Here is a 26,228-nt window from a genome sequence, read left to right on the forward strand (position 1 = left end):
CCTATCCCGCGGGGCCCCCGCGCCGCCCAACTGGCTCGCCGTTGGGCCGGGGCCTCCACCGCCGGGGGCGGCGGCCGTTAGCGGACGGTGCCGCGCAAGCGACTTGACGGAATCATTGCCCACCTTATCTACTAAGCACGTCAAACACACTTGGTAAGTAGGGATAAGTGACAATGCATCGCAGACTCCGATGGCGCGCGGCCGCCGCGGCACTGATCGTCCTGGCCGGCGCGGGCACGCTCAGCGCCTGTGGCGACGACGGCGGCGACGCCAAGTCCGGTGCGGACCCCCAGCTCAAGCTGGGGTACTTCCCGAACATCACGCACGCCACCGCGCTCGTCGGCGTCGAGAAGGGCATCTTCGCCAAGCACCTCGGCAAGGCCCCGAAGACCGCCACCTTCAACGCCGGCCCCGCGGCCGTCGAGGCGCTGTTCTCCGGCGCGATCGACGCGACCTTCGTCGGCCCGAACCCGTCCATCAACGCCTGGGCGCAGTCCCACGGCAAGGCGGTGCACATCATCTCCGGCGCGGCCTCCGGCGGCGTCGCGCTGATCGTCAAGCCCGGGATCAAGAGCGCGCAGGACCTCAAGGGCAAGAAGATCGCCACCCCGCAGCTCGGCAACACCCAGGACGTCGCGGCCCGCTACTGGCTCAAGCAGCAGGGGCTCACCGCCAACAAGGACGGCAGCGGCGACGTCAAGATCGTCCCGCAGGAGAACGCGCAGACGCTGCAGACCTTCGAGCAGGGCACCATCGACGGCGCCTGGGTCCCCGAGCCGTACGCCTCCCGGCTGATCCAGGAGGACAAGGGCGTCAAGCTGCTGGACGAGGCGTCGCTGTGGCCCGGCGGCAAGTTCGTCATCACCAACCTGCTGGTCAACCAGGAGTTCGAGAAGAAGCACCCGGACGTGGTGAAGAAGCTCCTGCAGGGCGTCGTCGAGGCCACCGACTACATCAACCAGAACAAGGCCGACGCCGAGAAGGTCACCAACGACGCGCTCACCAAGCTGAGCGGCAAGCCGCTGAAGCCGGCCGTGCTGAGCTCGGCGTTCAAGTCGATCACCTTCACCGTCGACCCGGTCGCGTCCTCGCTGACCGCGGGCGCCCAGCACGCCGAGCAGATCGGCCTGCTGCAGAAGACCGACCTGGGCGGGATCTACAGCCTCGGCCCCCTCAACGACGTGCTCAAGGCGAGCGGGAAGGCACAGGTCAGCGACAAATGACAGAGGCCGTCACGGCCGCCCCGAGCCGGACCGCGGCAGCGGTCCGGCTTCGTGGCGTCTCCAAGGCGTTCGGGTCGGGGACCTCGTCCCTGCTCGCGCTCGACCAGGTGTCGCTGGACGCGGCACCCGGCGAGTTCGTCTGCCTGCTCGGCGCGTCCGGCTGCGGCAAGAGCACGCTGCTGAACCTGGTCGCCGGGCTCGACCGGGTCAGCGCGGGGACCATCGACACCGAGGGCGCGCGGGTCGCCCTGATGTTCCAGGAGCCCGCGCTGTTCCCCTGGCTGAACGTCACGGCGAACATCGAGCTGGCGCTGAAGATGCGCGGCGTCCCCCGCCCGGACCGGCGGCCCCGCGCCGCCGAGTTGCTCGACTCGGTGCACCTGGGCGGGTTCGCCAAGAAGCGCCCGCACCAGCTGTCCGGCGGCATGCGCCAGCGCGTCGCGCTCGCGCGCGCGCTCGCCCTGACCGAGGACGACGGCAACGGCTCCGGCGGACGGGGCACCGTCCTGCTGATGGACGAGCCGTTCGGCGCCCTCGACGCGATGACCCGCGACCTGCTGCACGACGAGATCGAGCGGATCTGGCGCGAGCGCGGGCTCACCGTCCTGTTCGTCACGCACAACGTCCGCGAGGCGGTGCGGCTCGGCGACCGGGTGGTGCTGCTCAGCAGCCGGCCGGGCCGGGTCGTGCAGGAGTTCCCCGTCCCGTTCGAGCGGCCCCGGCGGATCGACTCCACCGAGGTCGCCGAACTCGCCGCGGCCATCACCGACCGGCTGCGAGAGGAGGTCGGCCGCCATGGCGCATGACACCACGAGCCGGCACGACGCACCACCCCCGGACGCCCCCGAACCCGGCAAGGCCCCGGTGGACACGGTCCCCGCGGGCACCGGCGCGCCGGACGGGCGGCTGAACCGGGAGCTGGCCGGGCTGGACGCCCTCGAACTCGGCGGCGGCACCCGCGGCCGGACGCTGGAGCGCGCCTGGTCGGCGGTCTGGCCGATCATCACGGCCGTCCTGATCGGGCTGTTCGCCTGGCAGGTCGTGGTGTGGAGCGGGTGGAAGCCGTCCTACGTCCTGCCCGGGCCCAAGGACACGCTCCCGGTGCTCTGGGACCACGTCACGACCTCCTCCTTCTGGAGCGCCGTCGGCCTCACCATGCAGCGGGCGCTGATCGGGTACGCCGTCTCGGTCGCCTTCGGCGTGGTGATCGGCGCGCTGGTGTCGCAGTTCCGGGTGCTGCGCCGCGCGTTCGGCTCGCTGATCACCGGGCTGCAGACGATGCCGTCGATCGCCTGGTTCCCCCTCGCGATCATGCTGTTCAAGCTGAGCGAGAGCGCGATCCTTTTCGTGGTGGTGCTGGGCGCGGCGCCGTCCATCGCCAACGGGCTGATCGCGGGCGTCGACTACACCCCGCCGATCCTGCTGCGCGCCGGGAAGGTGATGGGGCTGCGCGGGCCGAACCTGTACCGGCACCTGATCATGCCCGCGTCGCTGCCGTCGTTCGTCGCCGGGCTGAAGCAGGGCTGGGCGTTCGCGTGGCGCAGCCTGATGGCCGGCGAGCTGCTGGTGATCATCGGCAGCACCACCTCGCTGGGCGTGCTGCTGGCGCAGGCCCGCGAGTTCAACGACGCGCCCGGCATGATCTCCTACATGATCGTCATCCTGATCATCGGGATCGTGATCGACCAGCTGTTCGGGGTGGTGGACCGGGCCATCCGCAGCCGCTGGGGACTGGACGACTGACCGGCCGGGGCGGCCGCCCCCGGCCGGGCGGGGCAACCGATCTTTTACCCGCCGCCCACGGTCGCGTTTGCCCTGCTCAGGCAAGAAACACCGGGTATCGGCAACCTACCCGGGAGGTCGTCATCGGTGTCCGGTCCCGCCGGCTCCCAGCGGTCCTGACCCGCTGGGTGTGGCGGGTCGCGCTGCACGGCCCCCGGATCCGGACCCGGGTGACGGCCATGGCGGCGCTGGTCGCGCTGCTGCTGACCACGCTCGCCTACGTGGCCTGCCTGTGGCTGATCAGGCGGGACGTCGAGACCGACATCAGCGACGACCTGTCCCGCGAGGGCCGCCGCATCGGGACGCTGATCCACGCGAACGCGCTGCCGACACCGAACGTCTACACCGCCGCCGACAAGACGCTCGCCCAGGTGGTGAACGACCGGCACCGCGTCATCGCGGCCAGCCCCACCATGCTGGGCCGGCCCCCGCTGGCCTTCCCCCGGCCCCCGCCCGGCGACGACCGCCGCGACGGCAGCAGCTGCGCCGTCGACGCGCCCGGCGGCCCGTGCTTCCGCATCGTCGAGTTCCGGGTGGGACTGCCCGGCCCGGACCAGGACTTCGTCTTCACCCTCGCGCCCGAGCCGGGCCTGTTCCCGCGCCCGCTGCTCGCGGCGCTGCTGGCGCTCGCCATCCCCGCGGTCACCGGGCTCGTCGGCTACGGGACGTGGCTGTCGGCGGGCCAGACGCTGCGCTCGGTGGAGGCGATCCGCCGGGAGCTGGACGAGATCACCGCGACCGACATCCAGCGCCGCGTCCCGGTGCCGAACCGCCGCGACGAGATCGCGGTGCTCGCCGACAGCATCAACGCCACCCTCGAACGGCTGGAGGAGGCGGTCGCGCGGCAGCGCGCGTTCGTCGTCGACGTCTCGCACGAGCTGCGCAGCCCGCTCGCCGGCCTGCGGATGGAGCTGGAGCTGGCGCTCGCCGACCCGGACGCCACCGACCTGCCCGACACGCTGCGCGCCCTGCTCAGCAACACCGACCGGGTCGGCGCCGTGGTGGACGACCTGCTCGCGCTCGCCCGGCTGGAGGCCGACCGCAACTTCCCGCGCGAGACCGTGGACCTGACCGAGCTGGCGGACGAGGAGGTGCTCCGCCGCCCCCGCCGCGCCCGCGTCACCGTACTCTCGGAGGGCCCGGTGACGGTGTCCGGCGGACGCTCCGAGCTGTCCCGGCTGCTCACCAACCTGATCGACAACGCCGACCGGCACGCCCGATCCGCCGTCACCGTGATCGTCTGCACCGAGGAGCCCGCCACCGCCGTGGTCGAGGTGATCGACGACGGCCGCGGCATCGAACCCGAGGACCGCGAGCGCGTCTTCGAGCGCTTCACCCGCCTCAACGAGGGCCGGCACCGCGACGCCGGCGGCACCGGCCTCGGCCTCGCCATCTCCCGCGACATCGCCGCCGCCCACGGCGGCTCGCTCGTCCTCGCCGACCGCCAGGCGGACGAGGAGGGCGCCCGCTTCGTGTTGAGACTCCCCCAGGAGGGCGCCCCGCCTGCGAGCTCCCGTCACGGTTGACAGGCCGTTTACCGCTCCGCGGGAAACGGCCTGTCAACCGGCGGGCGAGCCGGCGTATATGTTCCGCCGGGGTCAGGCCAGGTTGGCGGCGGTGAGGGAGACGTCGACCTTGTCGGCGGGGTCCACTCCCATGGCCTGGGCCATGTTGCGGTAGGTGCGGGCCTCGCCATGGCGGCTGCGGCGTTCGAGGGTGCGGGCCAGGGCCTCGTAGGCCCAGCCGTTGCAGGGGTCGAGGTCGACCAGGCGGCGGAAGGCGTCCTCCGCGCGGCCGAGCTGGGCGCTGTGGAAGTAGGCGCGGGCCAGCAGTTCCCGCACGGCGCGGTTGCCCGGGTTCTCGGCGGCGATGGGGGCGAGCAGGCGCGCGGCGCCCGCGTAGTCCTTCGCGTCGAAGAACAGGGTGGCGCGCTGGAAGTCCTCGTAGGTGGTCATGGGGCCCCCTTCCGGGTTGCTCGACGCAACTCGAAACCGGGTGGCGGGGCCGTTTGTTCCCGCGGGTCAGGTCATCCCGAGCTGGTCGCGGAGCCGCTGCCGCTCGTTCTCCAGCGACTCGATCTGGCCGGCGAGCTCCTCGCGGGCGGCGAGGTTCTGGCCGGCGTCGACGAAGTCGGCGGCGTCGCCGTTCGGCGGCGGGAGCTCGGCGCGCAGCCGGGAGATGTTCGCGTCCAGGTCGCGGAGCCGGGCGCGCTTCTCGTCGTCGTTCATGGGGCCCTCCTTGTCGGGGTTCGGCAGTGCCTGCATGCCCGCCCAGGCGCCGCGATCACCTAGATCCTGATCACGGTCTTGCCGCGCGCGCCGCCGGCGCGGTTGTCGGCGAGCGCGTCGCCCGCCGCCTCCAGGGGGACCTCCCGCTCGATCATCACCCGCAGCTCGCTCGCGTCGATCAGGTCGGCGAGCCGGTCCAGCACGTCGGCGGACGGTTCGCCGCCCCGGTTGATCCCGCGCAGGCCCTGGGCCTGCATGGCGTCGGGGTTCACCGCCCAGATGCTGCTGAGGTAGACGCCGCCGGGACGCAGGAGCTGCGCGAGGCGCTCAGTGCCCTGGGCGTCGCTGACCACGTCGAGGACGGCGTCGATGCCGTCGTTGTGGACGCGGAGCACCTGGTCGTTGAGGTCGCCCATCGAGTGGTCGACGGTCTCGGCGGCGCCGAGGCGGCGGATCGTGCCGGCCATGTCGTCGCGGGCGGTGGCGATGACCTTGGCGCCGGTGCGGGCGGCGAGCTGGACGAGCGCCTGCCCGACGCCGCCGGTGGCGCCGACGACGAGGACGGTCTGGCCGGTGTCGAGGTTCGCCTCGTCCACCATCGCCAGGGCGGTGGCGCACGCGGTCGGCACCGCCGCGGCCTGCGTGTAGATCATGCCCTCGGGCATCCGGGCGACCGGGCCGTCCTCGGCGGCCAGCGCGTACTCGGCGTAGCTGCCGATGCCGCGCTCGACGTCGCGGAACATCCCGTACACCTGCTCGCCCTGCCGCAGCCGGGTGACGCCCTCGCCGACCGCCTCGACGACGCCGGCGCCGTCCTGGCCGAGGATGAGCGGGAACCGGGCCTCGGCGGAGTCCTTCAGCATCCCGTCGGCGATCTTCCAGTCGACCGGGTTGAGGCCCGCCGCGATCATCTTGACCAGGATCTCGCCGGGCCCGGGCTCCGGGCGCGGCAGGTGCGTGGGCGCCGGTGTGGCGCCGTATTCGGACACGGCGATGGCTCGCATGACGTCCCCCCGATGGACTGCGTTCTGGGATCCCCGCCAGATGATCTACCCAGGCGGTCGGCGATCACACGGAAGCGCAGGTCAGCCGGGTAGTCCGTGGCGCCGGCCGCCCGCCTCGTCGCGGTGCTTCTGCTTGCCGCTGCTGGGGCGCAGCGTGATCGTGTCGCCGGGCCGGGGCGACGACGGCGAGACGCCGGCGACCGTCCCCTTGGGGTACTCGGACTTGACGGGGTCGCCGATCCGCACCTTGAACCCGGCGCCGCGCAGCTTGGCGGCGGCGTCGCCGACCTTCAGCCCGCGCACGTCCGGCAGCTTGGCGCGCTCCTCGCCGGTGCCCTTGCTGAAGAAGTGCGGGGGCGGCTGGACGAACGGCGACCCGGCCGTGCCCTCCAGCGCGCCGATCATGCTCTGGTGCCAGATCGGCGCCGGGATCGTCGCGCCGTAGACGGGGCCGTAGCAGCGGCCGTCCATGCACAGGTCGGTCATCGGGTACTTGTAGCCGCCGCGCGGGTCGCCGACCCAGACGGCGGACGCCAGGTCCGGGGTGTAGCCGGCGAACCAGGCGGCGGAGAAGTCGTCGACGGTGCCGGTCTTGCCGGCGGCGGGGCGGCCGATGCCCTGCCCGGCGGCGGTGCCCTTGGTGAGCACGCCGCGCAGCACGTAGTTGACGGCGTCGGCGGTCTCCTTGTCCACGGCCTGCTCGCAGTGCGCGCTCGGCACCTTCAGCCGGTGCCCGGACGCGTCGGTGATCTGCGCGATCGCGACCGGCGAGCAGTACTTCCCGCGCGCGCCGAACGCGGCGTAGGCGGCGGCCAGCCGGACCGGCGAGACCGGGTTGATGCCGAGCGTGAACGACGGGTACTGCTGCAGCGGCTTGCCGGTGGCCTGCTTCATGCCGAACTTCTCGGCCATCTTGACGGTCGCGCACAGCCCGACCTTCTTCTCCAGCGCGAGGAAGAAGGTGTTCACCGAATGGTGCGTGCCGGTGACGATGCTGAACGGCTTGCCGCCCTCGCCGTCGCCCGCGTTGTGCAGCGAGGTGCCCGGGTCGCCGACCCGGTTGCCCTTGCAGTCGCGGTAGCCGACCGGCGTGAACTCCTTGGGCGCCATCAGCCGGGTGCCGAACGGCAGGCCCTCGTCGAGGGCGGCGGCCAGCGTGAAGACCTTGAACGTGGACCCGGCCTGCATGCCGATGCTGGAGCCGTGGTCGGCGTCGGCGGCGAAGTTGATCCAGGTCTTGCCGCGCACCTTGTCGGAGCCGAGCCGGCGGTCGACGACCATCGCCTTGACCCTGCCGGTGCCGGGTTCCACCATCGCCTCGGCGGCGGCCTTGTGCGCGGAGTTCTTCGCCGGGACGTGCGCGTCGACGGCGCGCTGCGCGGCCTTCTGCGCCTTCCGGTCCAGCGTGGTGCGGATGGTGAGGCCGCCGCGCTTCAGCAGCTTCTCCCGGTCGCCGGCCGTCTTGCCGAACACCGGGTTCGCGAGGATGTCGCGCTGGACGTAGTCGCAGAAGAACGGCGCCTCGCTGGTGACGCAGCCGCTCTTGACGTCCTGGACGTGCAGCTTGATCGGCTGCCGTTCGGTGGCGGTCGCGGTGGCCTGGTCGATGTAGCCGAGGTCGGCCATCCGCTGCAGGACGGTGTCGCGCCGCTGGCGGGCCGCCTCGGGGTGCCGGGTCGGGTCGTAGGCGAACGGGTACCGGACGATCCCGGCCAGCAGCGACGCCTCGGCGAGGTTCAGCTGCGAGGCGTGCTTGGAGAAGTAGCGGCGCGACGCCGCCTCGATGCCGTAGGCGCCCGCGCCGTAGTAGGCGATGTTGAGGTACCGCCGCAGGATCTCGTCCTTGGAGTAGCGCTTCTCCACCGCCACCGCGTACCGCAGCTCGCGGATCTTGCGGGCCGCCGAGATCTCCTTGGCCGCCCTCCGCTCGGTGGCCGAGTCGGCCTGGGTCAGCAGCAGGTTCTTCACGTACTGCTGGGTGATGCCGGACCCGCCCTGCGTGACCGCCCCGCTGCCGAGGTCGCTGACCAGCGCCCGCAGCGTGCCCTGCGCGTCGATGGCGCCGTGCTCGTAGAAGCGGCTGTCCTCGATCGCCACGACCGCCTTGCGGACCATCGGCGCGATCGCGTCGAACCGGACGTCGACCCGGTTCTGGTAGAAGAACGTCGCGACGGGGGTGCCGTCGGCGGCGAGGATCCGGGACCGCTGCGGCACGCCGGAGGTGTCCAGGTCGGCGGGGACGCCGTCGAACCAGCGGGCCGAGTCGCGGGCGTCGACCCCGGCCGTGCAGGCGGCCGGCAGCACCATCAGCGCGACGATGAGCCCGGCGAGCCCGCCGAGGACGCCCAGGCCGCGCAGCGCGCGGAGCTTCTCGGCGGGGGTCGTGGAGGCCGTCAGCACCCGGCGCCGGCGGCGCACCGGTGACCGGTACCCGTCCCCGCCGCCGTCCTCGGCCCCGTTCGGCACGCGCTCACTGTAAACGTGCGTCTCCGGCCGGACCACCCCATCGGCGATGTTCCGCCCGGATTTCCCCGAATCAGTCGCGCTGCCGCCGTCGTTCCCACGCTCTGACACGATCGCGGAATACCCGGGAAACGGCCCGCAACTCCGCTTCGGCGTCGAGTCCGCGATCAGCGGCCTCCCGGACCAGGGCGAATAGGCGTATTCCCAGGTCGTCCCCGGTGCCGGCGTCCTGACCGGTGGACGGCGCGAGATCGCCGGGGGCGCCCATCCGGCCGGCGCGGCGGTGCAGCTGCGCCGCCAGCGACAGCGACGGCTGGCCCATCGCGACGCCGTCCAGCGCCGAGGCCTCCGCGCCGCTCTTCTCCGCCCGCTCGGCCGCCTTGATCTGCTCCCAGTTCGCGTTGACCTCGTCGGCGCCGGACACCGACACGTCCCCGAACACGTGCGGATGCCGCCGGACGAGCTTGTCGACGATCCCGGCGGCGACGTCGTCGACGGTGAACGCGGTCTCGTCGGTGCGCTCGGCGGCCACCACCGCGTGGAACGCCACCTGCATCAGCACGTCGCCGAGCTCCTCGCGCAACGCGCCGTAGTCGCCGTTCTCGATCGTGTCGAGGACCTCGTAGGCCTCCTCGAGCAGGTACGGGACGAGGGTCTCGTGCGTCTGCTTGCGGTCCCACGGGCAGTCGCGGCGCAGCGTGTCCATCACCGCGACGAGGTCGAGCAGCCGCGCGCCGGGCAGGTCGTAGGAGCCGTGCAGCACCTCGACGTCCAGCGGGTCGTGCACGACGAGGGCGCCGATCTCGCGCATCAGGTCCTCGTCGCCCTCCGGCGCCGCGACCCACACCACGTCCCCGTCCCGCGCGGCGGCGACCAGCGCGGCCGGATCCGGGACGGCCGTCTCCTCGGCGGCGGCCCCGGCGTCGCGCAGGTACGGCAGCAGCGGATGGCCGGGCCGCACGAGCACCCGCCCCGCCGAGCGGAGCACGTCCCACGCCTTCCAGGTCAGCAGTCCCGGCGCGACCCGGTGCGTGGTCGCGAGCAACGTCAGGCTCATGCGCTCCCCCTGCGGGGGGACGACCCCCCGCACCCCCCGTTCGCTCCGCTCATGTTCCTGCGGTACCCGTTTCGGCGGAGGACAGCTTGTAGACGACGGGGCCGATGTCGACCTTCGCCGGGTCGTACCGGCCGAACCTCGGGTTGATCTCGATGTGCATGCCGTCCGCGGTCTGCTGGAACAGCTGTCCCCACTGCTGCGCGGCCCGCTGCGTCAGCGGGCTCTGCGCGTTGTCCAGGTCGGCGCCGAACTTCTGCATCACCACGGTCTGCGTGGCGATGAAGCGCGCCAGGTCGCGGGCGCGCGACCGCGGCAGCCCGCTGGCCAGCGTGATCGACGCGGCGCCGCCGCGCTGGTCCATGAGCGCCGCGGTCTGGTCGGCGAGCCCGTCCGGCACCGACACCCCCGCCCGCCGGGCGACCCGGTCGGCGACGCGGAAGTTCACCAGCAGGCTCAGCGCGCCCTGCATGTCCGTCTCGGAGTCCTGGCCGCCGAGGTCCGGCGCGAGGCCGCCGGAGTTCGCCCGGATCTGGTTCGCGATCGGGTCGTCCTTGAACTGGCCGCGCCAGTCCCGGACGGTCCGGTCGAGGGAGGTGACGGTGATGCGGTCGCCGCCGACGACGGCGGCGCTGCCGACGCGGGTCTGGCCGCCGCAGCCGGCCAGCGCGCCGGCCGCCACGACGGCGGCCACCGCTACCTTCAGGGACTTACCGGGCACGGAATCCTCGTCTCGTCGTTCGTCGCCGCAGGCCGCCCGGCGCAGCCGGGACCGCCGCGTTCCCGATCACTGGGGTCCGGGGCAGCCTATCCCCGCCCGGCGGGCGCGGGCGAGGCCTCCAGGAACAGCGCCTCGACCAGGTCGGTCGCCCACTTCAGCAGCTCCTGGTCGCGCAGCGGGCGGCCGCCGAGCGGCGCCGTCTTCGGCGCGGGCACCAGCAGCGTGTCGGTGGCGGGCTTCAGGATGCTCTTCGGGTAGAGCCGCTGCAACCGGACCTGCCGGGAGTCGGGCAGCCGCGCCGGCATGAACTTGATGTGGTTGCCCTGGACGGTGACGTCGGACAGCCCGGCCCGGCGCGCCTTGGCCCGGAACCGGGCGACCTCCAGCAGGTTCAGCACCGGGACGGGCAGCGGCCCGAACCGGTCCTTCAGCTCGTCGTGCACGGCGCCGATCTCGTCCTCGGACGTGATCGCCGCGATCCGCCGGTAGGCGTCCAGCCGCAGCCGCTCCCCCGGCACGTACTCGTGCGGCAGGTGCGCGTCGACGGGCAGCTCGACCTTGGTCTCGACGGCCTCCGGCGCGGCGCCGCCCTCCTTCAGGTCCCGGACGGCCTCGCCGACCATCCGGACGTACAGGTCGAACCCGACGCCCGCGACGTGCCCGGACTGCTCGGCACCGAGGATGTTGCCGGCGCCGCGGATCTCCAGGTCCTTCATCGCGACGTACATGCCGGCGCCGATCTCGGTGTGCTGCGCCAGCGTCGCGAGCCGCTCGTGCGCGGTCTCGGTCAGCGGCTGCTCCGGCTGGTAGAGGAAGTAGGCGTAGGCGCGCTCCCGGCCGCGGCCGACGCGCCCGCGCAGCTGGTGCATCTGCGACAGCCCGTACATGTCGGCGCGGTCGACGATCAGCGTGTTGGCGTTCGGGACGTCCAGCCCCGACTCCACGATCGTCGTCGCGACGAGCACGTCGTAGTTCTTCTCCCAGAAGTCGACCATGACCTTCTCGAGCTCGTGCTCGTTCATCTGGCCGTGCGCGGTCGCGACCCGCGCCTCCGGGACGAGCCTGGCGAGGTTCGCCGCGACCTTGTCGATCGACCGGACCCGGTTGTGCACGAAGAACACCTGGCCCTCGCGCAGCAGCTCGCGGCGGATCGCGGCGGCGATCTGCTTCTCCTCGTACGGGCCGACGAACGTCAGCACCGGGTGCCGCTCCTCCGGCGGCGTGAGGATCGTGGACATCTCCCGGATGCCGGTGAGGCCCATCTCCAGCGTCCGCGGGATCGGCGTCGCCGACATGGCGAGGACGTCGACCTGCGTGCGCAGCCGCTTCAGCTCCTCCTTGTGCTCGACGCCGAACCGCTGCTCCTCGTCGATGATCACCAGGCCGAGCTTCTTGAACTTCGTCTGCGCCGACAGGATGCGGTGCGTGCCGACCACCACGTCGACGGTGCCGTCGGCGAGGCCCTGGAGCGTCGCGTCGATCTCCCCGTCGGTCTGGAACCGGCTGATCGGCTTCACCACGACGGGGAACGCCGCGAACCGCTCGCTGAACGTCGACAGGTGCTGCTGGACGAGCAGCGTCGTCGGCACCAGCACCGCGACCTGCATCCCGTCCTGGACGGCCTTGAACGCCGCGCGGACCGCGATCTCGGTCTTGCCGTAGCCGACGTCGCCGCAGATCAGCCGGTCCATCGGGACGGGCTTCTCCATGTCGCCCTTGACCTCGTCGATGGCGGCGAGCTGGTCGGGCGTCTCCACGTACGGGAAGGCGTCCTCCAGCTCGCGCTGCCACGGGGTGTCGGCGCCGAACGCGTGCCCGGGGCTCGCCATCCGCGCCGAGTACAGCCGGATCAGCTCCCCGGCGATCTGCTTGACGGCCTTGCGGGCGCGGGACTTGGCCTTCTGCCAGTCGGCGCCGCCGAGCCGGTGCAGGCTGGGCGCCTCGCCGCCGACGTAGCGGGTGAGCTCCTCCAGCTGGTCCGTCGGGACGAACAGCCGGTCGCTCTTGGCGTACTCCAGGATCAGGTACTCGCGGGTGGCGCCCTGCACCGTCCGGCTGACCATCTCCACGTACCGTCCGACGCCGTGCTGCTCGTGGACGACGTAGTCGCCGGGCTTGAGCTGGAGCGGGTCGATGCCGCCGCGCCGCCGCGACGGCATCCGGCGGACGTCCTTGGTGGAGGACTTCTGGCCGGACAGGTCCGTCTCGGTCAGCACCGCGAGCTTGACCGACTCCCAGACGAAGCCGGTCTCCAGCAGCCCGGTCGCGACGTTGACGACGGACGGTTCGGGCGCCCCGGGCAGGTCGGTCAGCCGCGCGCCGAGGCCCTCCTCGCCGACGAGCTGGACGAGCCGCTCGGCCGGACCGTGCCCGGCGGTGACCATGACGACCCGCCAGCCGCCGTCGATCCAGCCCTTGACGTCGCCGACGACCCGGGTGGTGTCGCCGCGGTACGCCTCGGCCGCGTGCACGCCGAGGGCCAGCGCCTCGGCCTGCTCCTCCACGAGGGACTGGCCGCCGGGCTCGCCGGTGCCGTCCCCGCCGCGCGTTCCGGGGTTCAGCGCGGTGACGCTCCAGCGCGGCAGGCCCAGCTCGGTGCTGTGCAGCCGCACCTCCTCCAGCGACCGGAACGCGGCGGCGCCGAGGTCGATGGGCGCCTCGCCGCCGGCGGCGGCGTTCACCCAGCTCGCCTCGAGGAACTCCTGGCTGGTGCGGACCAGCTCGACCGAGCGGGTGCGGATGCGCTCGGGCTCGCACACCAGCAGCGCCGAGCCCTCCGGCAGCAGGTCGGTGAGCAGCTCCATGCTCTCGGCGAGGACGGGCGAGAACGCCTCCATGCCCTCGACGGTGTCGCCGTCGGCGATCCGGCCGAGGATCTCCTCCAGCGCCGGGTGCTCCCGCGCCAGCAGCCGCGCGCGCTCGCGGACCTTCTCGGTCAGCGGCAGCTCGCGGCAGGGCGGCGCCCACAGCCCGTCCTGCGCGACCTCCAGCGACCGCTGGTCGGCGGCCTTGAAGTAGCGGATCTCCTCGACGGTGTCGCCCCAGAACTCCACCCGCAGCGGGTGCTCCTCGGTGGGCGGGAACACGTCCAGGATGCCGCCGCGCACGGCCAGCTCGCCGCGCTTCTCGACCAGGTCGACGCGGTGGTACCCGGCGTCCACGAGGCGGCGGACGGTGTCGTCCATGTCGGCGTCCCCGCCGGACACGAGCCGGACCGGCTCCAGGTCCGCGAGGCCCGACACGATCGGCTGCAGGACGGCGCGGACCGGCGTGACGACGACGTCCAGCGCGCCGCCCTTGCCGGGGACGTCCGCTCCCGCCTCCTCCTCGGTGGGCGCGTCGGCCGCGTTCGGGTGGACGAGCCGGCGCAGCACCGCCAGCCGCTGCCCGACCGTGTCGGAGCGGGGCGACAGCTTCTCGTGCGGCAGCGTCTCCCAGGCCGGGAAGTGCGCCACCCGGCCCGCGCCGATCAGGCTGGTCAGCGCGGCGGTGAGGTCCTCGGCCTCGCGGCCGGTCGCGGTCACCGCCAGCACCACGCCGTGCCGCCCGCCGGGGCCGCCGGAGGCGGCGCCGACCGCGCGGCTCAGCGCCGCGGCGAGGATCGGCCAGGTGGCGGGGGGCGCGACGATCTCGGTGTCGAGGCCCGCCTGCTTCAGCGCGCGGTCCAGTTCAGGGTCGGCGCACGCAAGATCAACAAGTCCAGAAAGCGTCATATTCGCCCGTAAGTTCGCATTCACCCCGAGGGGCAGGGCAGCCCGAAGCACCGGAAATCCGCGAGCGGACCCGGTACCCGTACCAGACTACGCGCCCCCCGACGGCCCTCGCGCTGGAGATACCGCAGGCGGGACGCGGGACGCGCGCCGGACGGGGCGGTTCGCGGAGGGCGACACGGCGGTTACCAAGAATGCGCAAATAGCGGACAGAGCGCAGTCGGACGATTACGCTGCGAGATTGTGACCGATCTGCGTACGCCGCCGGTCAACGACGGCGATCTCTTCTCAGAACGCGCGAGGCAGTACGCACTGGAGAAGCCCCTGCAGCGGATCCACATCCTGGAGGCGGGCTGCGGCTGGGGCACCGGACTGGACCTCGGCGGCCGCGACCGCCTGGTGACCGGGGTCGACCTGGAGTCCCCGGAGCTGCGCGCGCACGCCTGCGAGCGGCCCGACCTCGACGAGTGGCACCTCGGCGACCTGCGCACGGTCCCGATGCCGCCGCGCGCCTACGACATCGTGCACGCGAGCTACCTGGTCGAGCGGGTCCCGCACGCCGAACTCGTCCTCGACCGGTTCGTCGCCGCGCTCAAGCCGGGCGGGCTGCTGCTCGTCCACCTGCGCGACCGCGACACCGCGTTCGGCTTCCTCGACCGCCACCTTCCGCGCTGGATGCACGCCGCCGGCCGGCGCAGGCGGGCGCGTCCCGCCCGGGCCGCGCGCGGCGCGCACGCCCGCGTCCCCGCCCCCGCCGACGGCGCGGCGGAGACCGCGGGCCCGGCGGCCGAACCGGCCGCGCTCGCGCGGGAGGGCCGGCCCGAGGAGCGCACGGCGCCGCCCGAGCCGCGCGCCGGACGGGCCCGGCCGCCGCAGCCGCCGCCCGCGATCTACGACAAGGTCGCGTCCCGGCAGGGCATGCAGTGGTACTGCGTGATGCGCGGGCTGATGATCTCCGAGGAGTACGCCTCCCGGCAGGCCATCGACGCGCTCGGGGCCGGAACCGGCCTCACCGACCTGCTGTGCCGGCTGGTGGCGAAGGCCAGCCGGGGGCGCCTCACCGCAGACCACAGCGACATCACCCTCGTCATCCGCAAGCCGGAGAACCGGTTCGCCCGGGTCATCTGACGGGGCCGGGGATGCGGGCACCGCCGCGACCGCAGTAATTTGGCGGAAATCGACCCTTGACCTGCATCGGCCCGGCGCCCGCGCCGGGCGGGATCGGAGACCGCGGTGACCGCCGAAGCCGGCCTTCCCGACACGCTGCGCGACCTGCCCGGGTGGGCCCCGGACGCGGTGGAGCTCGCCGACCTGGAGCTGCTGCTCGCGGGCGTGTACCGGCCGCTGACCGGCTTCCTCGGCTCGTTCGACGCCGCGATGGTGATCGCCGGCGGCCGGCTCGCCGACGGGACGCCGTGGCCGGTGCCGGTCACCCTGTCGGTGCCGAAGGAGCTGACCGCGCACGAGCGGATCGTCCTGCAGGACCCGGAGGGCGTGCCGCTGGCCGTGCTGGAGGTCGCCGAGGCCTGGCAGGACCCGACGTCGCAGGGCTGGCGGCTCGCGGGGCCGCTGCGGGCCCTCCGCTCCCCCGCGCACGGACCGTTCCACTCCCTGCGCCGCCGCCCCGACGAGCTGGACCCGGTGGACGGCCCCGTCCTCGCGGTCGCCGCCCGCGAACCCCTGCACCGCAAGCAGCTCGGCCAGATCCGGCAGGTCGCCGAGCAGCTCGGCGCCGGGGTGCTGGTACTGCCGCTGCTGAGCGGCGAGCACGACGAGTCGCTCGTCCGGGCGCTGCTGGGCGTCCGCAAGGAGCTGCCGGACGGGACGCGGATCATCCCGGTGCCGCTTCCCCGCCGCGGCGACGACGGGCGCGACCTGCTGCTGCGCGCGCACGTCGCCGCCGCGTACGGCGCCACGCACCTGCTCGCCGAGCAGGAGATCGAGGACGCCGCGATCCCGGTCGTGGTGCCCGAGCCGTGGGCCTATGACGCCGACGTGGAGATCTGGCGCCCGGTCGCGCGGATCGAGCCCGACCACGTGCAGGCCGAGCTGACCGCCGAGCGGCTCGGCGAGCTGCTGGACGCCGGCGAGCCCGTCCCGGACTGGTTCACCCCGCCGGCGGTCGCCGCGGAGCTGGCGCGGGCCCGGCCGCCCAAGCACTCGCGCGGCGTCACGGTGTTCTTCACCGGCCTGTCGGGGTCGGGCAAGTCCACGGTGGCGCGGGGGCTGGCGGACGCGCTGGTCGAGCGCGGCGGCCGGACGGTCACGCTGCTCGACGGGGACGTGGTGCGGCGGATGCTGTCGGCGGGCCTGACGTTCTCCAAGGCCGACCGCGACCTGAACATCCGGCGGATCGGGTTCGTCGCGGCGGAGATCACCCGGCACGGCGGGGTGGCGATCTGCGCGCCGATCGCCCCGTACGCGGCGACCCGCGCGGAGGTGCGGCGGATGGTGTCGGCGGCGGGCGACTTCGTCCTGGTGCACGTCTCGACGCCGCTGGAGGAGTGCGAGCGGCGCGACCGCAAGGGCCTGTACGCCAAGGCGCGGGCCGGGCAGATCCCGGAGTTCACCGGCATCTCCGACCCGTACGAGGTGCCGGACGACGCCGACCTCGCGCTGGACACCTCGGCGATGGCGCCGGACGAGGCGGTCGGGCGGGTCCTCGACCTGCTGGTCGCGGGCGGCTGGGTCCGTCCCGAGTAGTCCTCTTTCGCCCCACGAGGCGTAGATCGTCTCTTTGGTCGCGTTTGTCGCGGTGCACCCGGGTTAACAGACCCGGGTAGCATCCCGTACCTTGTAGGCGAGTTTTCCTATATAGCCGGTAGGCCATGCTGCTGTAGGGGGTGAAGGCGCGTGGACTTCGACTGGACCATGGCCCTCGGCTCGTTCCTGGTCGCCATCGTCGTCGGCCTCACGGGCATGGGCGGCGGCGCGCTGATGACCCCGATGCTCGTGACGTTCTTCGGCGTCAGCCCGCTCGCGGCCGTCTCCAGCGACCTCGTGGCCGCCGCGGTGATGAAACCGGTCGGCAGCGCCGTGCACTACCGGCAGGGCACGATCAACATGCGGCTGGTCGGCTGGCTGTGCGCCGGCTCGGTGCCCGCCGCCTTCTGCGGCGTGCTGCTGGCCCGCGCCCTCGGGCACGGCGACGGCGTCGAGAACCTGATCAGCAAGGCGATGGGCGTCGCGCTGCTGATCGCCGCCGGCGGCCTGGTCGTCCGCGGCCTGCTCGCCCGCCGCGACGGCGGCCGTCCCGGCGCCGGGGACGGCGAGGCGCCCGAGATCCGGATCCGGCCGGTGCCGACCGTGCTGATCGGGCTCGTCGGCGGCCTGGTCGTCGGCATCACCTCGGTCGGCTCCGGCTCGCTGATCATCGTCGCGCTGCTCGCGCTCTACCCGGCGCTCAAGGCCAACCAGCTGGTCGGCACCGACCTGCTGCAGGCGGTGCCGCTGGTGTTCGCCGCCGCGCTCGGCCACCTGCTGTTCGGCGACTTCCAGATGCAGGTCACCGCCGCGCTGCTGGTGGGCTCGATCCCCGGCGTCTACCTCGGCTCGAAGATCTCCTCGCGCGCCCCCGGCGGCCTCATCCGCCGCGTGCTGGCGCTGGTGCTGGTCGCGTCCTCGCTGAAGATGTTCGGCGTCGGCGCCGTCCCGATCGCGTGGACGCTGGTCGTGCTGGCCGCCGGCACCGTCGCCTTCTGGCTGGCCGGACGGCGCCGCGCGGACCGGGCGGTGGACGGGAAGACGGCGGCCGACGCCCCGCAAGCCCGTACATCCGCCCCCGCCACGTCGGCCGACGAGTACGTCTCCTGATCAGGCGTTCGGGGCGGTCGCCCCGGAGGGCTGGGACGCCGCCGCCAGCGGAGCCTCCGGCTCCGGCGCAGCCGGAACACCCCGGCGCGGCGGGTCGCCCTTGCGCAGCATCCGCCACAGCATCACGGCGGAGATGAGGCCGCCGGCGCCCAGGCAGTACGGGGCGATCGCGGCGTGCCCGGGGTCGGCGACCAGCAGGCCGAGCAGCACCGCGAGGCCGGTGAGGCTCTCCACGCCGCGGATCACGAACACCGACCGGGACTGCTTGCGGGCCGTCGCCAGGCTGGCCAGCGGCAGCGTGCAGGAGAAGCAGACCGAGTAGACCGCCCAGCCGCCGAGCGCGACCCGGTCCACCGCGAACGACCCGCCGGTCACCACCGGCCCGAGCCAGCCCACCAGCGCGATCCCGCCGAGGCTCATCACCAGCGCGATCCCCGACATCAGCGCGCAGGCCCGCACCGCCTGCCGGGCGCGCATCGGCCGCCCGTCCCGCTCGGCCTTGGCGAAGTCGCCGAGCAGGAACCAGCCCGCGCCGTTGACGAACGTCAGCGCGGGCGACAGCAGCAGCCGCGCCGCCTCCACCCCGGCCAGCGCGGCGGTCGAGGCGAACCCGGCGATCATCACGCGGGCCAGCAGCAGCGCGGTCGGCCGGATCCCGGCCTGCACCGACCGCCACCAGGAGAACCCGAGGATCTCGCGGAACGCGGTGCCGCGCAGCGAGGCGAGCGCGTACTCGCTCGCCGGCAGCCGCAGCCGGGCCAGCGCGATCGAGCACAGGCAGCCGAAGCACATCGCGCCGAGCAGCAGCTCCACCGAGGCGCCCATGCCGCTGCCGAGAGCGGCGCCGAGCGCCGCCAGCGTCATCACCAGGTAGCAGGCGTCGTTGATCGTCAGCCGCCAGAACTCCATCCGCGCGGTGAAGATCCGCCGCCCGGTCTCGTTCAGCAGCCAGAGCGCCACCAGCAGCGCGAACAGCGCGATCCCGGCCGGCCCGGCGAGGCCCATCACGGCCGCGACGACGGCACCGGCGGCCGCGCCCGCCACGACGGTGCCCAGCACCGACAGCAGCAGCGCGCCGCGCACCCGCGGCTCGAACCGGTCGAACACCGTCAGGGTGTCGCCGACCCAGCTGGTCTGCACCGAGGTGATCATGACGATGATCGAGAAGAACAGCGCGTAGGCGCCGTAGCCGGACGCGCCGAGCGTGCGGGCGGCCAGCGACTGCACGACCAGGCTGCCGCCCGCGGTGACGAACTGCACGGCGACGGCGCCGCCGGCGGACGCCAGCAGCCGCCCGGCCCGGCCCGCGATCCGCTTGCCGCGGCCCCCGCCGGGCACGGGCCCGGACGCTTCGCCGGGCAGCACGCCGTCCGGAAGGGCGGGGAGGTCGACCGCCGTCTCGACCGTGCTCTCAGGGGTGCTCAAGCTCCGTCCCGAAGCCCCCTGCGTCACCTGTCCAGGTCGTAGTGCATCAGGGACGTGTCGCCTTTTCCCTTGCCGGACCCGCTGCCCGGCTCGGGCTTGCCTCCCCTGCCCTTGTCGGACACGGGCTTGTCGGACACCGGCTTGTCGGCGGGCGGCTTGTCCGCGCCGGGCGCCTTGCCGCCGAGCAGGTACAGCGGGTCCTCGGCGGTGCGGGTCGGGTCGCCGCCGTCGGGCCACAGCTCGGCGGCGATGTCGGAGGCGGGCCGCTTGTCGGCCTCGGCGGGCTTGTCGCCGCGGCCCTTCGGCGCGGCCTTGCGCGGCGCCTTCCCGGACGGCGGCTTGGCCGGCGGCGTCTTCGGCGCGCCGGACGCGCCGTTCCCGGTGGGCGCCCCGTTGCCGGCCACCCGCGTGCCGCGCGGGCCGGAGGACGAGCGCGACGACGTCGCGGGCGCCCCGGCCCCGTTCGCGCGCGACGACCGGCCGCGCTCCGGCGGGAGGGGCGGCGGCGGGACGGCCGGGACCGCCTGGGTGGCCGACGCGGGCGGCGCGACCGGCCCGCCGCGCGCCTCCTCGGGGGCCCAGCCCCGCCCGGCGGCGGAGTCGGCGGGCGGCGCGGCCCGGCGGGCGCGGCGGCCGCGGCCCCGTTCGGGCGGCGGCTGCTCGTCGGCGTACCCGTCGTAGGCGTCGGAGCGGTAGTCGGTGCGGTAGTCGTCCGCCGGCGAGGGCGGGCGCCCGTCGCCGATGGACCGGCGGCCCTGGTAGGACCGGCCCGCCGGAAGCTCGGGCATCGGGGTGCCCGGCGCGCCGAGCGCCCCGCCGGGGACCCCGCCCGGTACCCCGCCCATCGCCGGGGCCGGTCCGCCGAGGACCTGGCCGCGGGGCCGGGAGGAGGCGCGCAGGAACGACACGACGCAGGCCAGGATCGCGCCGACGGCGAAGCCGATCGCGCCGTTCTGCGGCAGCTTGCTCGGCGTCGGCGCGGTCGGGTCGGCGCTGTCGGTGAACTGGACGCCGTCGTTGTTCTTCGACCGGGCCGACAGCAGGCCGCTCTCGTCCGACTGCATCTTCGCGAGCTGGCTCGCCAGCAGCTTGTAGGCGTGCGTGCCCGCCTGCGTCGACTGCATCTGCTCGGTGATCTTCGTCTCCAGCTCCTTCAGCCCCTTGATCTGCTCATCGAGGTTGCTGTTGTTCGTGGAGACGGTGACGTCCTGGTAGGCCTGCAGCACCGCGTTGGCGATGACGGCGGCCTCGGGCATGTTCGAGCCGTTGGCGGTGACGACGACGACGCCGCCGTCCGGCTTGCTGGAGGTCTTCACCCGGCCGCGCAGCTGCTCGCCGGTGAGGCTCGGGCCGTGCTTGCTCTTGACGATCTCGGCGGCGCGGGCCATCACCGGGGTGGAGCCGGCGAACGCCGCGCGCTGCGCGGTGTAGGCGGCGTAGCCCTGCCCGGAGACCACGCCCATGCGCAGCGCGTTGTTGTTGTTGGTCGGGTCGGTGACCGCGAACCGGGCGGTGGCGGTCGCGCCGCCGAACAGGATCTGGGTGGCCGCGACGGAGGCGAGGACGCTGGCCAGCACGATGATGAGCGACATCAGCCGGTAGCGCCAGACCGCCTCGACGAGGCTGATCTCCGGTGTAACGGGGTTCTGTGCTGTCATCGGATGCTCTTGGAGTCCTCAGGTGGCCGTGGGCGGTTGGGGGGCGGCTTCGGATCCGGCGAGCTGGCGGACGGCGTCCCGCAGCTCGCGGTGGTAACGGTCCTTGCCGAAGCGCCGGGCGGCGTCGGCGCCGGCCCGCTTGGCCATGGCCAGCGCGCCGTTCCAGTCGTCCAGCAGCCGGGCGATCCCGGCCGCCAGGGCGGCGGGGTCGTCGGGGGCGACCAGCACCCCGTTCTCGCCGTCGGCGACGATCTCCACCAGCCCCTGGGTGGCGCTGGCGACCACCGGCCGGCCGGCGAGCATCGCCTCGACGGCGACGTTACCGAAGGGTTCGACGCGCGAGGGGACGATCGCGATGTCCGCCGCGCCGAACGAATTCCAGACCGACGGGCGGAAACCCGCGAACTCCACCGCGCCGTCGTCGCCGGCGAGGGCCCGCAGTTCCTCCTCGAACCATTCATATCCAGGGAAGACGCTCCCGACCAGGGTCAGGTTCGCATCGTAGCCGCGATCACGCAGTGATCGGACGGCCCGGACGGCGACGTCGGTGCCCTTGCGCGGCGACAGCCGGCCGGCGAGGACGATCCGCGCGGGCCCGGCGAGGTCGGCGCGCGGCGGCTCGACCGGCCCAGGCGGCTCCTCGACGCCGTTGTAAATGATCTGCGCGTTCCGCCCGGCGGAGCCGAGCGCGGCGGCGCTGGCCCGGCTGTTGACGACGACGGTGCGGGCGAACCGCAGCGGCATCGACAGCGCGGCGCGCACCGGGCCGGGCACGTCGTCCTCGGCCTCGTGGACGTGGCACAGCGCGGGCACGCGGGCGAGCCGCGCGGCGAGCAGCCACAGCGGGATCGTCACGGTGTTGACGTAGAGGGCCGCGGCCCGCTCGCGGCGCAGCAGCCGCCACGCCCGGGGCAGCGCCCGGCTCGCGGCGAACGCCAGCCGCACGAGGCCGAACGGCGACATGTACGACTTGCGCAGGACCGGGACGGGCAGCACGACCACCTCGGCGCCCGCGTCCCTCAGCACCGGTGAGAGCGGCCCGTCCTCCGGCAGCGTCACGATGACGCGGCGGCCGGGGACCAGTGCGCGCACCGACTCCACGAGCATTCTGTCGGAGCCGTACAGATCGGGCGACGGATGCGCCAGCACCACCGCGGACCTCGGGTCCCGTTCGGCCACTTGCCCTCCTTCTGGCGATCCAGCCCCCTGGATACCAGTCTCCCGCAACCTTCAGATTAACTGTCGTTCACCGCAGGGACGTGCAACCCCCCTTCCGCATAATCTGTGCGGATCAATCACAAAGTGTCGGTATGGCTGGGGGTCAGGGTGCGCATCGCCATGGTAGGGACTCGCGGAGTCCCGGCGCGGTACGGCGGTTTCGAGACGGCGGTGGAGGAGATCGGCAAGCGGCTCGCCGCCGCCGGGCACGAGGTCACCGTCTACTGCCGGGGCGAGCGCCACCCCGAGCCGGAATATCTGGGAATGCGCCTGGTGTACCTGCCGGCGATCGAGAAGAAGGTCGCCGAGACGCTCAGCCACACCGGGCTGTCGGTGCTGCACGCCTTCCGCGGCAAGATCGGCAGGGAGGGCGCGGACGTCGCGCTGCTGTTCAACGCGGCGAACGCGCCGATGCTGCCGATCCTGCGGACGCTGCGGATCCCGGTGGCCACGCACGTCGACGGCCTGGAGTGGAAGCGCACCAAGTGGAGCGGGACCGGGCAGAAGTACTACCGGGCCGCGGAGTCGATGGCGGTGCGCTGGTCGGACGCGCTGATCGCGGACGCCGTCGGCATCCAGGACTACTACCGCGAGCGGTTCGACGCCGACACGGTGTTCATCCCGTACGGCGCGCCCATCCTGGCGGGCACGGACACCGCGAAGCTGGCGGAGGCGGGGTACGAGCCGGGCGGGTTCCACCTGGTCGTCGCCCGGTTCGAGCCGGAGAACCACGTGCACCTGGCGGTGGAGGGGTACCGGCGCAGCAGGGCCGAGAAGCCGCTGGTCGTGGTCGGTTCGGCGCCGTACGCCGACGAGTACACCGCGCAGGTGAAGGAGCTGGCGGGCGACGACCCGCGCATCACCTTCATGGGCGGCGTGTGGGACCAGGACCTGCTGGACGCCCTGTACGCGGGCGCGCTCACCTACGTCCACGGGCACTCGGTCGGCGGGACGAACCCGTCGCTGCTGCGCGCCATGGGCGCGGGCGCGTCGGTGCTGGCCTTCGACGTGAACTTCAACCGCGAGGTGCTGGGCGAGGAGGCGGGCCGCTTCTTCGGCGACGCGGCGGAGCTGGCGGCGCAGGTCGAGGCGGCGGAGGCCGATCCGGGCGCGGCGGCCGACCGGGGCACGGCGGCGCGCAAGCGGGCCGCGGAGCGGTACGTGTGGGACGACGTCGCGGCGTCCTACGAGCGGCTGTGCGAGGACCTGGTGGCCGGTCGCCGGACGCGCAAGACCATTCGCGGCAAGTGACGACATGACCGAGCAGATGACCACATCTGGTCACGCATTCATCCGGCCCCGGATGGGCACCGGCAACGTCCTCGTCCCGGCCGGGTCGCGGCGCGGGGCGCTCGCCGGCGTCTCGCTGTTCACCCGCTCCAAGCTGCCCGCGCTGGCCGCGCAGTGGGCGATGTACGGCGCCGTGGCGGTCGCCGGGCCGCGCGTCCTGCCCGGCTCCCGCGTCCGCTGGGAGCCGCCGGGCGGGCCGGAGCGGTGGCGGACGCTGGTGGAGCGGATCGGCGCGTTCGACGGCCTGGCCCTCTACGAGCGCCCGCAGGCGTCCCGGACGGGACTGGCGGCGGTACTGCTGCGCGACGGGCGGCCCACCGGGTTCCTCAAGCTGCGCGACGACCCGGGCGAGCTGGACCGCGAGCAGCGGGCGCTGTCGGCGTTCCCCGAGGGCCGGGCGGACGGCTTCCGCGTCCCCCGCGTCCTGGACCGCGACGCGACCGCCGGCTGGCACTGGATGGTCATCGAGGCGATGCCGCCGCGTCCGGCCCGCCCGGTGCGCGGCGTCGCGCTGGCGCCGCTGCTGGCGGACCTTCAGCGGCGGCTGGCCGCGGTGCTGCCCCGCCCGGCGGACGTCCCGGGCCACTGGGCGCCGATGCACGGCGACCTGACGGCGTGGAACCTGCGGCACTGCGGACGGGGCCTGCCGTGGCTGATCGACTGGGAGGACGCGGCGTGGGCGCCGCCGGGCGCCGACCTCGTCTACTACGAGGCGACGCACGCCACCGTGTTCGGCAAGCCGTCCGGGCGCGACGACCTGAGCGGGGTCGCGGAGGCGGCGGAGTTCTGGCTGAAGCGGGTCGCGCAGCGCTCCGCCGGCGACCACGACGCGGCCTTCAACACGCGCCTGAGCGACATCCTGAGGTCGCTCGGGACGGCCTGATCCCGCCGATCCCGCACGCACAGGAACGCGCCCCGGTGCCGCTCACCGGGGCGCGTTCTCGTGTCACGCGTTCAGCTGAGGCCGTATCTCACCAGGTCACGGCTGCGGACGCCGGGCCGGTGATGGTGTTGCCCAGCGGGTCCTTCACACGGATCCGGTAGGTGTGCTTGCCCTTCGCGGCCTTGGTGTCGGTGAAGGTCATCGACGGCTCGTCCCAGAACTTCGACAGCCGCTTGACGGAGGTCAGCGCGGTGGTCGAGCTGTCGCGCAGCACCTCGTAGTGCAGCCACCCGTTGTCCATGTCCCAGGTGCCCGTCCAGGACACCTTCAGCCCGGTGGACGTCTTGGACACGGTCGGCGCCTTGATGTCGGTGGTCGGGCCGACCTTGTTCGGCGCCTGCGCCTTGATCGCGAACCGCACGAGGCCGGCCTGCGCCGTCCCGTTCACGTTCGGGAACTCGCCGCCCATCGCGACGTAGGTGCTGTTGCCCGTGACGGCCCACGCCGCCTGGTACTGCTTGGTGAAGGAGCCCATGCCGAGCTTGGGGAACCAGTCGAGCAGCTGCGGGATCGGCTGCTTGCTGTAGTTGCTGTTGGTGCCCGGCTTGGCCTGGTCGGTGCCGCGCGCGTCGAAGGTCTCGGCGAGCGTGCGGTGGAAGGTCTTCGGGTTGGTCTCCCCGAACGCGCCGAGCGAGGAGCAGTCGTGCGGGTGCCCGACGCTGTAGACCGTCTGGCCGACGGGCAGGATGCCGTAGGTCGCGCCGTAGCAGTTGTCCAGCCACACCAGGGCGCCGGTGTCGGCCTTGGCGGCGAACCGGCCGTCGAACCAGTGGTACAGCTCGCCGTCGGCCGCGCCGTAGACGACGCCGTCCTGGATCCGCAGGTCGGTCACGTAGGAGAACCCGCCCTCGCCGTCCTTGGCGGGGATCGGCTTGCTGCTCCACGGCAGCGTCCCGCCGTTGGTCGCGCTGACCGCGCCGATGCCGACGTGCGCCGCGCCGTTCAGCTGCTGGAACCGGCCGCCGACGATCACCCGGTCGCCGGCGACCGCCAGCGCGTACACCTCGTCGTCGTTGGCGGCGGGCTTCCAGGTGTCGATGTTGGACCCGTCGGAGGCCTTCACGGCGGCGAGCCGCGTCCGCGCCTTGCCGTTGACGTTGAAGAAGTTGCCGCCGACGTACACCGTCGAGTTCGTGGCGGCGATGGCCCGGACGCGGTTGTGCACGTTCGGCGCGAAGGAGTCGACGAGCTTGCCGGTCGCGGTGTCGAACGCCGCGAGGTGGTTGTGCGCCTTGCCGTCGACCTTGGTGAAGTCGCCGCCCACGTAGACGCGCTTGCCGTCCGGGGAGGCCATGAGCCGCAGGCCCTGGCCGTCGAGCGTGTGCACGAACGAGGTGCTGAGCTTCCCGGTCGTCAGGTCGAACGCCATGATGTTGCCGCGCGCGACCTCGCCGGCCCCGCCCGCCTTGACGCCGGCCGGGCGCGCCTTGGTGAAGTTCCCGGTCGCGTAGACCGTGTTCCCGACGGTCGCCATGCTCCACACGACGCCGTCCACCTGGGCCGTCGGCAGCGGGTCCGCGCTGACGGTCGCGGGCACTCCGCTGGCGGGCATGGTGTCGGCCGTGGCCGTGCCCAGCGGCATGAATGCGGCTCCCACGAGCGAGAGTGCGGCGGCGGCCCCCAGGCTCGCGCGCACGCTGGTACGGCGCAGTCGTAGATGAGCTCTCACGAGTCGGTTCCCCTAAAAGCACGTGAC

The 26,228-nt window shown here is 73.3% G+C and carries 20 protein-coding genes; 9 read left to right on the plus strand and 11 right to left on the minus strand.

The window, feature by feature from the left end; translation table 11 throughout:
• The first annotated feature begins 173 nt into the window (after positions 1-173).
• From ACA514_RS05485 to ACA514_RS05500, 4 genes are all read left to right on the plus strand, one after another.
• Positions 174-1,223: an ABC transporter substrate-binding protein gene (locus tag ACA514_RS05485; protein WP_375039895.1), complete on the plus strand. Its 1,050-nt coding sequence runs from the start codon at positions 174-176 to the stop codon at positions 1,221-1,223.
• Positions 1,220-2,029 (plus strand): ABC transporter ATP-binding protein, encoded by an 810-nt coding sequence (locus ACA514_RS05490; protein ID WP_375039896.1) that lies wholly within the window; start codon positions 1,220-1,222, stop codon positions 2,027-2,029. The genes ACA514_RS05485 and ACA514_RS05490 overlap by 4 nt, the downstream gene beginning before the upstream one ends.
• Positions 2,019-2,966: an ABC transporter permease gene (locus ACA514_RS05495; RefSeq protein ID WP_375039897.1), complete on the plus strand. Its 948-nt coding sequence runs from the start codon at positions 2,019-2,021 to the stop codon at positions 2,964-2,966. Before ACA514_RS05490 ends, ACA514_RS05495 begins: the two co-directional genes overlap by 11 nt.
• A gap of 218 nt (positions 2,967-3,184) precedes the next feature.
• Positions 3,185-4,531, plus strand: a complete 1,347-nt coding sequence (locus ACA514_RS05500) for a sensor histidine kinase (protein WP_375039898.1) — start codon at positions 3,185-3,187, stop codon at positions 4,529-4,531.
• 72 nt (positions 4,532-4,603) lie between these two features.
• Here ACA514_RS05500 and ACA514_RS05505 read toward each other — a convergent pair whose 3' ends face one another.
• The 7 genes from ACA514_RS05505 to mfd form a co-directional block, all read right to left on the minus strand.
• Entirely contained in the window at positions 4,604-4,960 is a 357-nt protein-coding gene (locus ACA514_RS05505; RefSeq protein WP_375039899.1) for a tetratricopeptide repeat protein, read from the minus strand.
• 66 nt (positions 4,961-5,026) lie between these two features.
• A complete protein-coding gene (locus ACA514_RS05510) occupies positions 5,027-5,233 on the minus strand; it encodes a hypothetical protein (protein WP_375039900.1) in 207 nt (68 codons plus the stop codon).
• 59 nt (positions 5,234-5,292) lie between these two features.
• Positions 5,293-6,237, minus strand: coding sequence for an NADP-dependent oxidoreductase (locus ACA514_RS05515; protein ID WP_375039901.1), 945 nt, complete (start codon positions 6,235-6,237; stop codon positions 5,293-5,295).
• 81 nt (positions 6,238-6,318) lie between these two features.
• The gene (locus ACA514_RS05520) at positions 6,319-8,703 is read right to left on the minus strand and encodes a penicillin-binding protein (RefSeq protein WP_375039902.1); all 2,385 of its coding nucleotides are present in this window, start codon (positions 8,701-8,703) and stop codon (positions 6,319-6,321) included.
• A 70-nt stretch (positions 8,704-8,773) separates the two neighbouring features.
• Positions 8,774-9,757, minus strand: coding sequence for a MazG family protein (locus ACA514_RS05525; RefSeq protein ID WP_375039903.1), 984 nt, complete (start codon positions 9,755-9,757; stop codon positions 8,774-8,776).
• A 49-nt stretch (positions 9,758-9,806) separates the two neighbouring features.
• Positions 9,807-10,475, minus strand: coding sequence for a hypothetical protein (locus ACA514_RS05530; protein ID WP_375039904.1), 669 nt, complete (start codon positions 10,473-10,475; stop codon positions 9,807-9,809).
• 86 nt (positions 10,476-10,561) lie between these two features.
• Positions 10,562-14,188, minus strand: a complete 3,627-nt coding sequence (gene mfd / locus ACA514_RS05535; protein ID WP_375039905.1) for a transcription-repair coupling factor — start codon at positions 14,186-14,188, stop codon at positions 10,562-10,564.
• Between the two features lie 240 nt (positions 14,189-14,428).
• Here mfd and ACA514_RS05540 point away from each other — a divergent pair, with 240 nt between their 5' ends.
• From ACA514_RS05540 to ACA514_RS05550, 3 genes are all read left to right on the plus strand, one after another.
• A complete protein-coding gene (locus ACA514_RS05540; RefSeq protein ID WP_375039906.1) occupies positions 14,429-15,313 on the plus strand; it encodes a class I SAM-dependent methyltransferase in 885 nt (294 codons plus the stop codon).
• A 105-nt stretch (positions 15,314-15,418) separates the two neighbouring features.
• Complete coding sequence (gene cysC / locus ACA514_RS05545) at positions 15,419-16,888, plus strand: adenylyl-sulfate kinase (protein ID WP_375039907.1); 1,470 nt, start codon at positions 15,419-15,421, stop codon at positions 16,886-16,888.
• A 150-nt stretch (positions 16,889-17,038) separates the two neighbouring features.
• The gene (locus ACA514_RS05550; RefSeq protein ID WP_375039908.1) at positions 17,039-17,998 is read left to right on the plus strand and encodes a sulfite exporter TauE/SafE family protein; all 960 of its coding nucleotides are present in this window, start codon (positions 17,039-17,041) and stop codon (positions 17,996-17,998) included.
• Here ACA514_RS05550 and ACA514_RS05555 read toward each other — a convergent pair whose 3' ends face one another.
• The 3 genes from ACA514_RS05555 to ACA514_RS05565 are packed head-to-tail and all read right to left on the minus strand — an operon-like array spanning position 17,999 to position 22,260.
• Positions 17,999-19,423, minus strand: a complete 1,425-nt coding sequence (locus ACA514_RS05555; RefSeq protein ID WP_375039909.1) for a lipopolysaccharide biosynthesis protein — start codon at positions 19,421-19,423, stop codon at positions 17,999-18,001. It lies immediately after the preceding gene.
• 23 nt (positions 19,424-19,446) lie between these two features.
• Entirely contained in the window at positions 19,447-21,081 is a 1,635-nt protein-coding gene (locus ACA514_RS05560; protein ID WP_375039910.1) for a hypothetical protein, read from the minus strand.
• An 18-nt stretch (positions 21,082-21,099) separates the two neighbouring features.
• Positions 21,100-22,260 carry a glycosyltransferase family 4 protein gene (locus ACA514_RS05565; protein ID WP_375039911.1) on the minus strand — a complete coding sequence of 387 codons (1,161 nt, stop codon included), beginning with the start codon at positions 22,258-22,260 and terminating at the stop codon, positions 21,100-21,102.
• Positions 22,261-22,419: 159 nt separating this feature from the next.
• On the opposite strand from ACA514_RS05565, the gene ACA514_RS05570 reads away from it, so the two are divergent.
• Positions 22,420-23,550 carry a DUF1972 domain-containing protein gene (locus ACA514_RS05570; protein WP_375039912.1) on the plus strand — a complete coding sequence of 377 codons (1,131 nt, stop codon included), beginning with the start codon at positions 22,420-22,422 and terminating at the stop codon, positions 23,548-23,550.
• Positions 23,551-23,554: 4 nt separating this feature from the next.
• The gene (locus ACA514_RS05575) at positions 23,555-24,472 is read left to right on the plus strand and encodes a phosphotransferase (RefSeq protein WP_375039913.1); all 918 of its coding nucleotides are present in this window, start codon (positions 23,555-23,557) and stop codon (positions 24,470-24,472) included.
• Positions 24,473-24,560: 88 nt separating this feature from the next.
• On the opposite strand, the gene ACA514_RS05580 is transcribed toward ACA514_RS05575, so the two are convergent.
• Entirely contained in the window at positions 24,561-26,114 is a 1,554-nt protein-coding gene (locus ACA514_RS05580; RefSeq protein WP_375039914.1) for a hypothetical protein, read from the minus strand.
• Between the last annotated feature and the right edge of the window lie 114 nt (positions 26,115-26,228).

It is taken from the genome of Actinomadura sp. NTSP31 (genome assembly GCF_041951385.1).
Lineage (GTDB): Bacteria > Actinomycetota > Actinomycetes > Streptosporangiales > Streptosporangiaceae > Spirillospora > Spirillospora napierensis.

Bases quoted from the DNA above. Each gene is read 5' to 3' on its own strand.
- ACA514_RS05485 (WP_375039895.1), top strand. From the start codon at position 174: ATGCATCGCAGACTCCGATGGCGCGCGGCCGCCGCGGCACTGATCGTC.
- ACA514_RS05490 (WP_375039896.1), top strand. From the start codon at position 1,220: ATGACAGAGGCCGTCACGGCCGCCCCGAGCCGGACCGCGGCAGCGGTC.
- ACA514_RS05495 (WP_375039897.1), top strand. From the start codon at position 2,019: ATGGCGCATGACACCACGAGCCGGCACGACGCACCACCCCCGGACGCC.
- ACA514_RS05500 (WP_375039898.1), top strand. From the start codon at position 3,185: ATGGCGGCGCTGGTCGCGCTGCTGCTGACCACGCTCGCCTACGTGGCC.
- ACA514_RS05505 (WP_375039899.1), bottom strand. From the start codon at position 4,960: ATGACCACCTACGAGGACTTCCAGCGCGCCACCCTGTTCTTCGACGCG.
- ACA514_RS05510 (WP_375039900.1), bottom strand. From the start codon at position 5,233: ATGAACGACGACGAGAAGCGCGCCCGGCTCCGCGACCTGGACGCGAAC.
- ACA514_RS05515 (WP_375039901.1), bottom strand. From the start codon at position 6,237: ATGCGAGCCATCGCCGTGTCCGAATACGGCGCCACACCGGCGCCCACG.
- ACA514_RS05525 (WP_375039903.1), bottom strand. From the start codon at position 9,757: ATGAGCCTGACGTTGCTCGCGACCACGCACCGGGTCGCGCCGGGACTG.
- mfd (WP_375039905.1), bottom strand. From the start codon at position 14,188: ATGACGCTTTCTGGACTTGTTGATCTTGCGTGCGCCGACCCTGAACTG.
- ACA514_RS05560 (WP_375039910.1), bottom strand. From the start codon at position 21,081: ATGACAGCACAGAACCCCGTTACACCGGAGATCAGCCTCGTCGAGGCG.
- ACA514_RS05570 (WP_375039912.1), top strand. From the start codon at position 22,420: ATGGTAGGGACTCGCGGAGTCCCGGCGCGGTACGGCGGTTTCGAGACG.
- ACA514_RS05575 (WP_375039913.1), top strand. From the start codon at position 23,555: ATGACCGAGCAGATGACCACATCTGGTCACGCATTCATCCGGCCCCGG.
- ACA514_RS05580 (WP_375039914.1), bottom strand. From the start codon at position 26,114: ATGCCGCTGGGCACGGCCACGGCCGACACCATGCCCGCCAGCGGAGTG.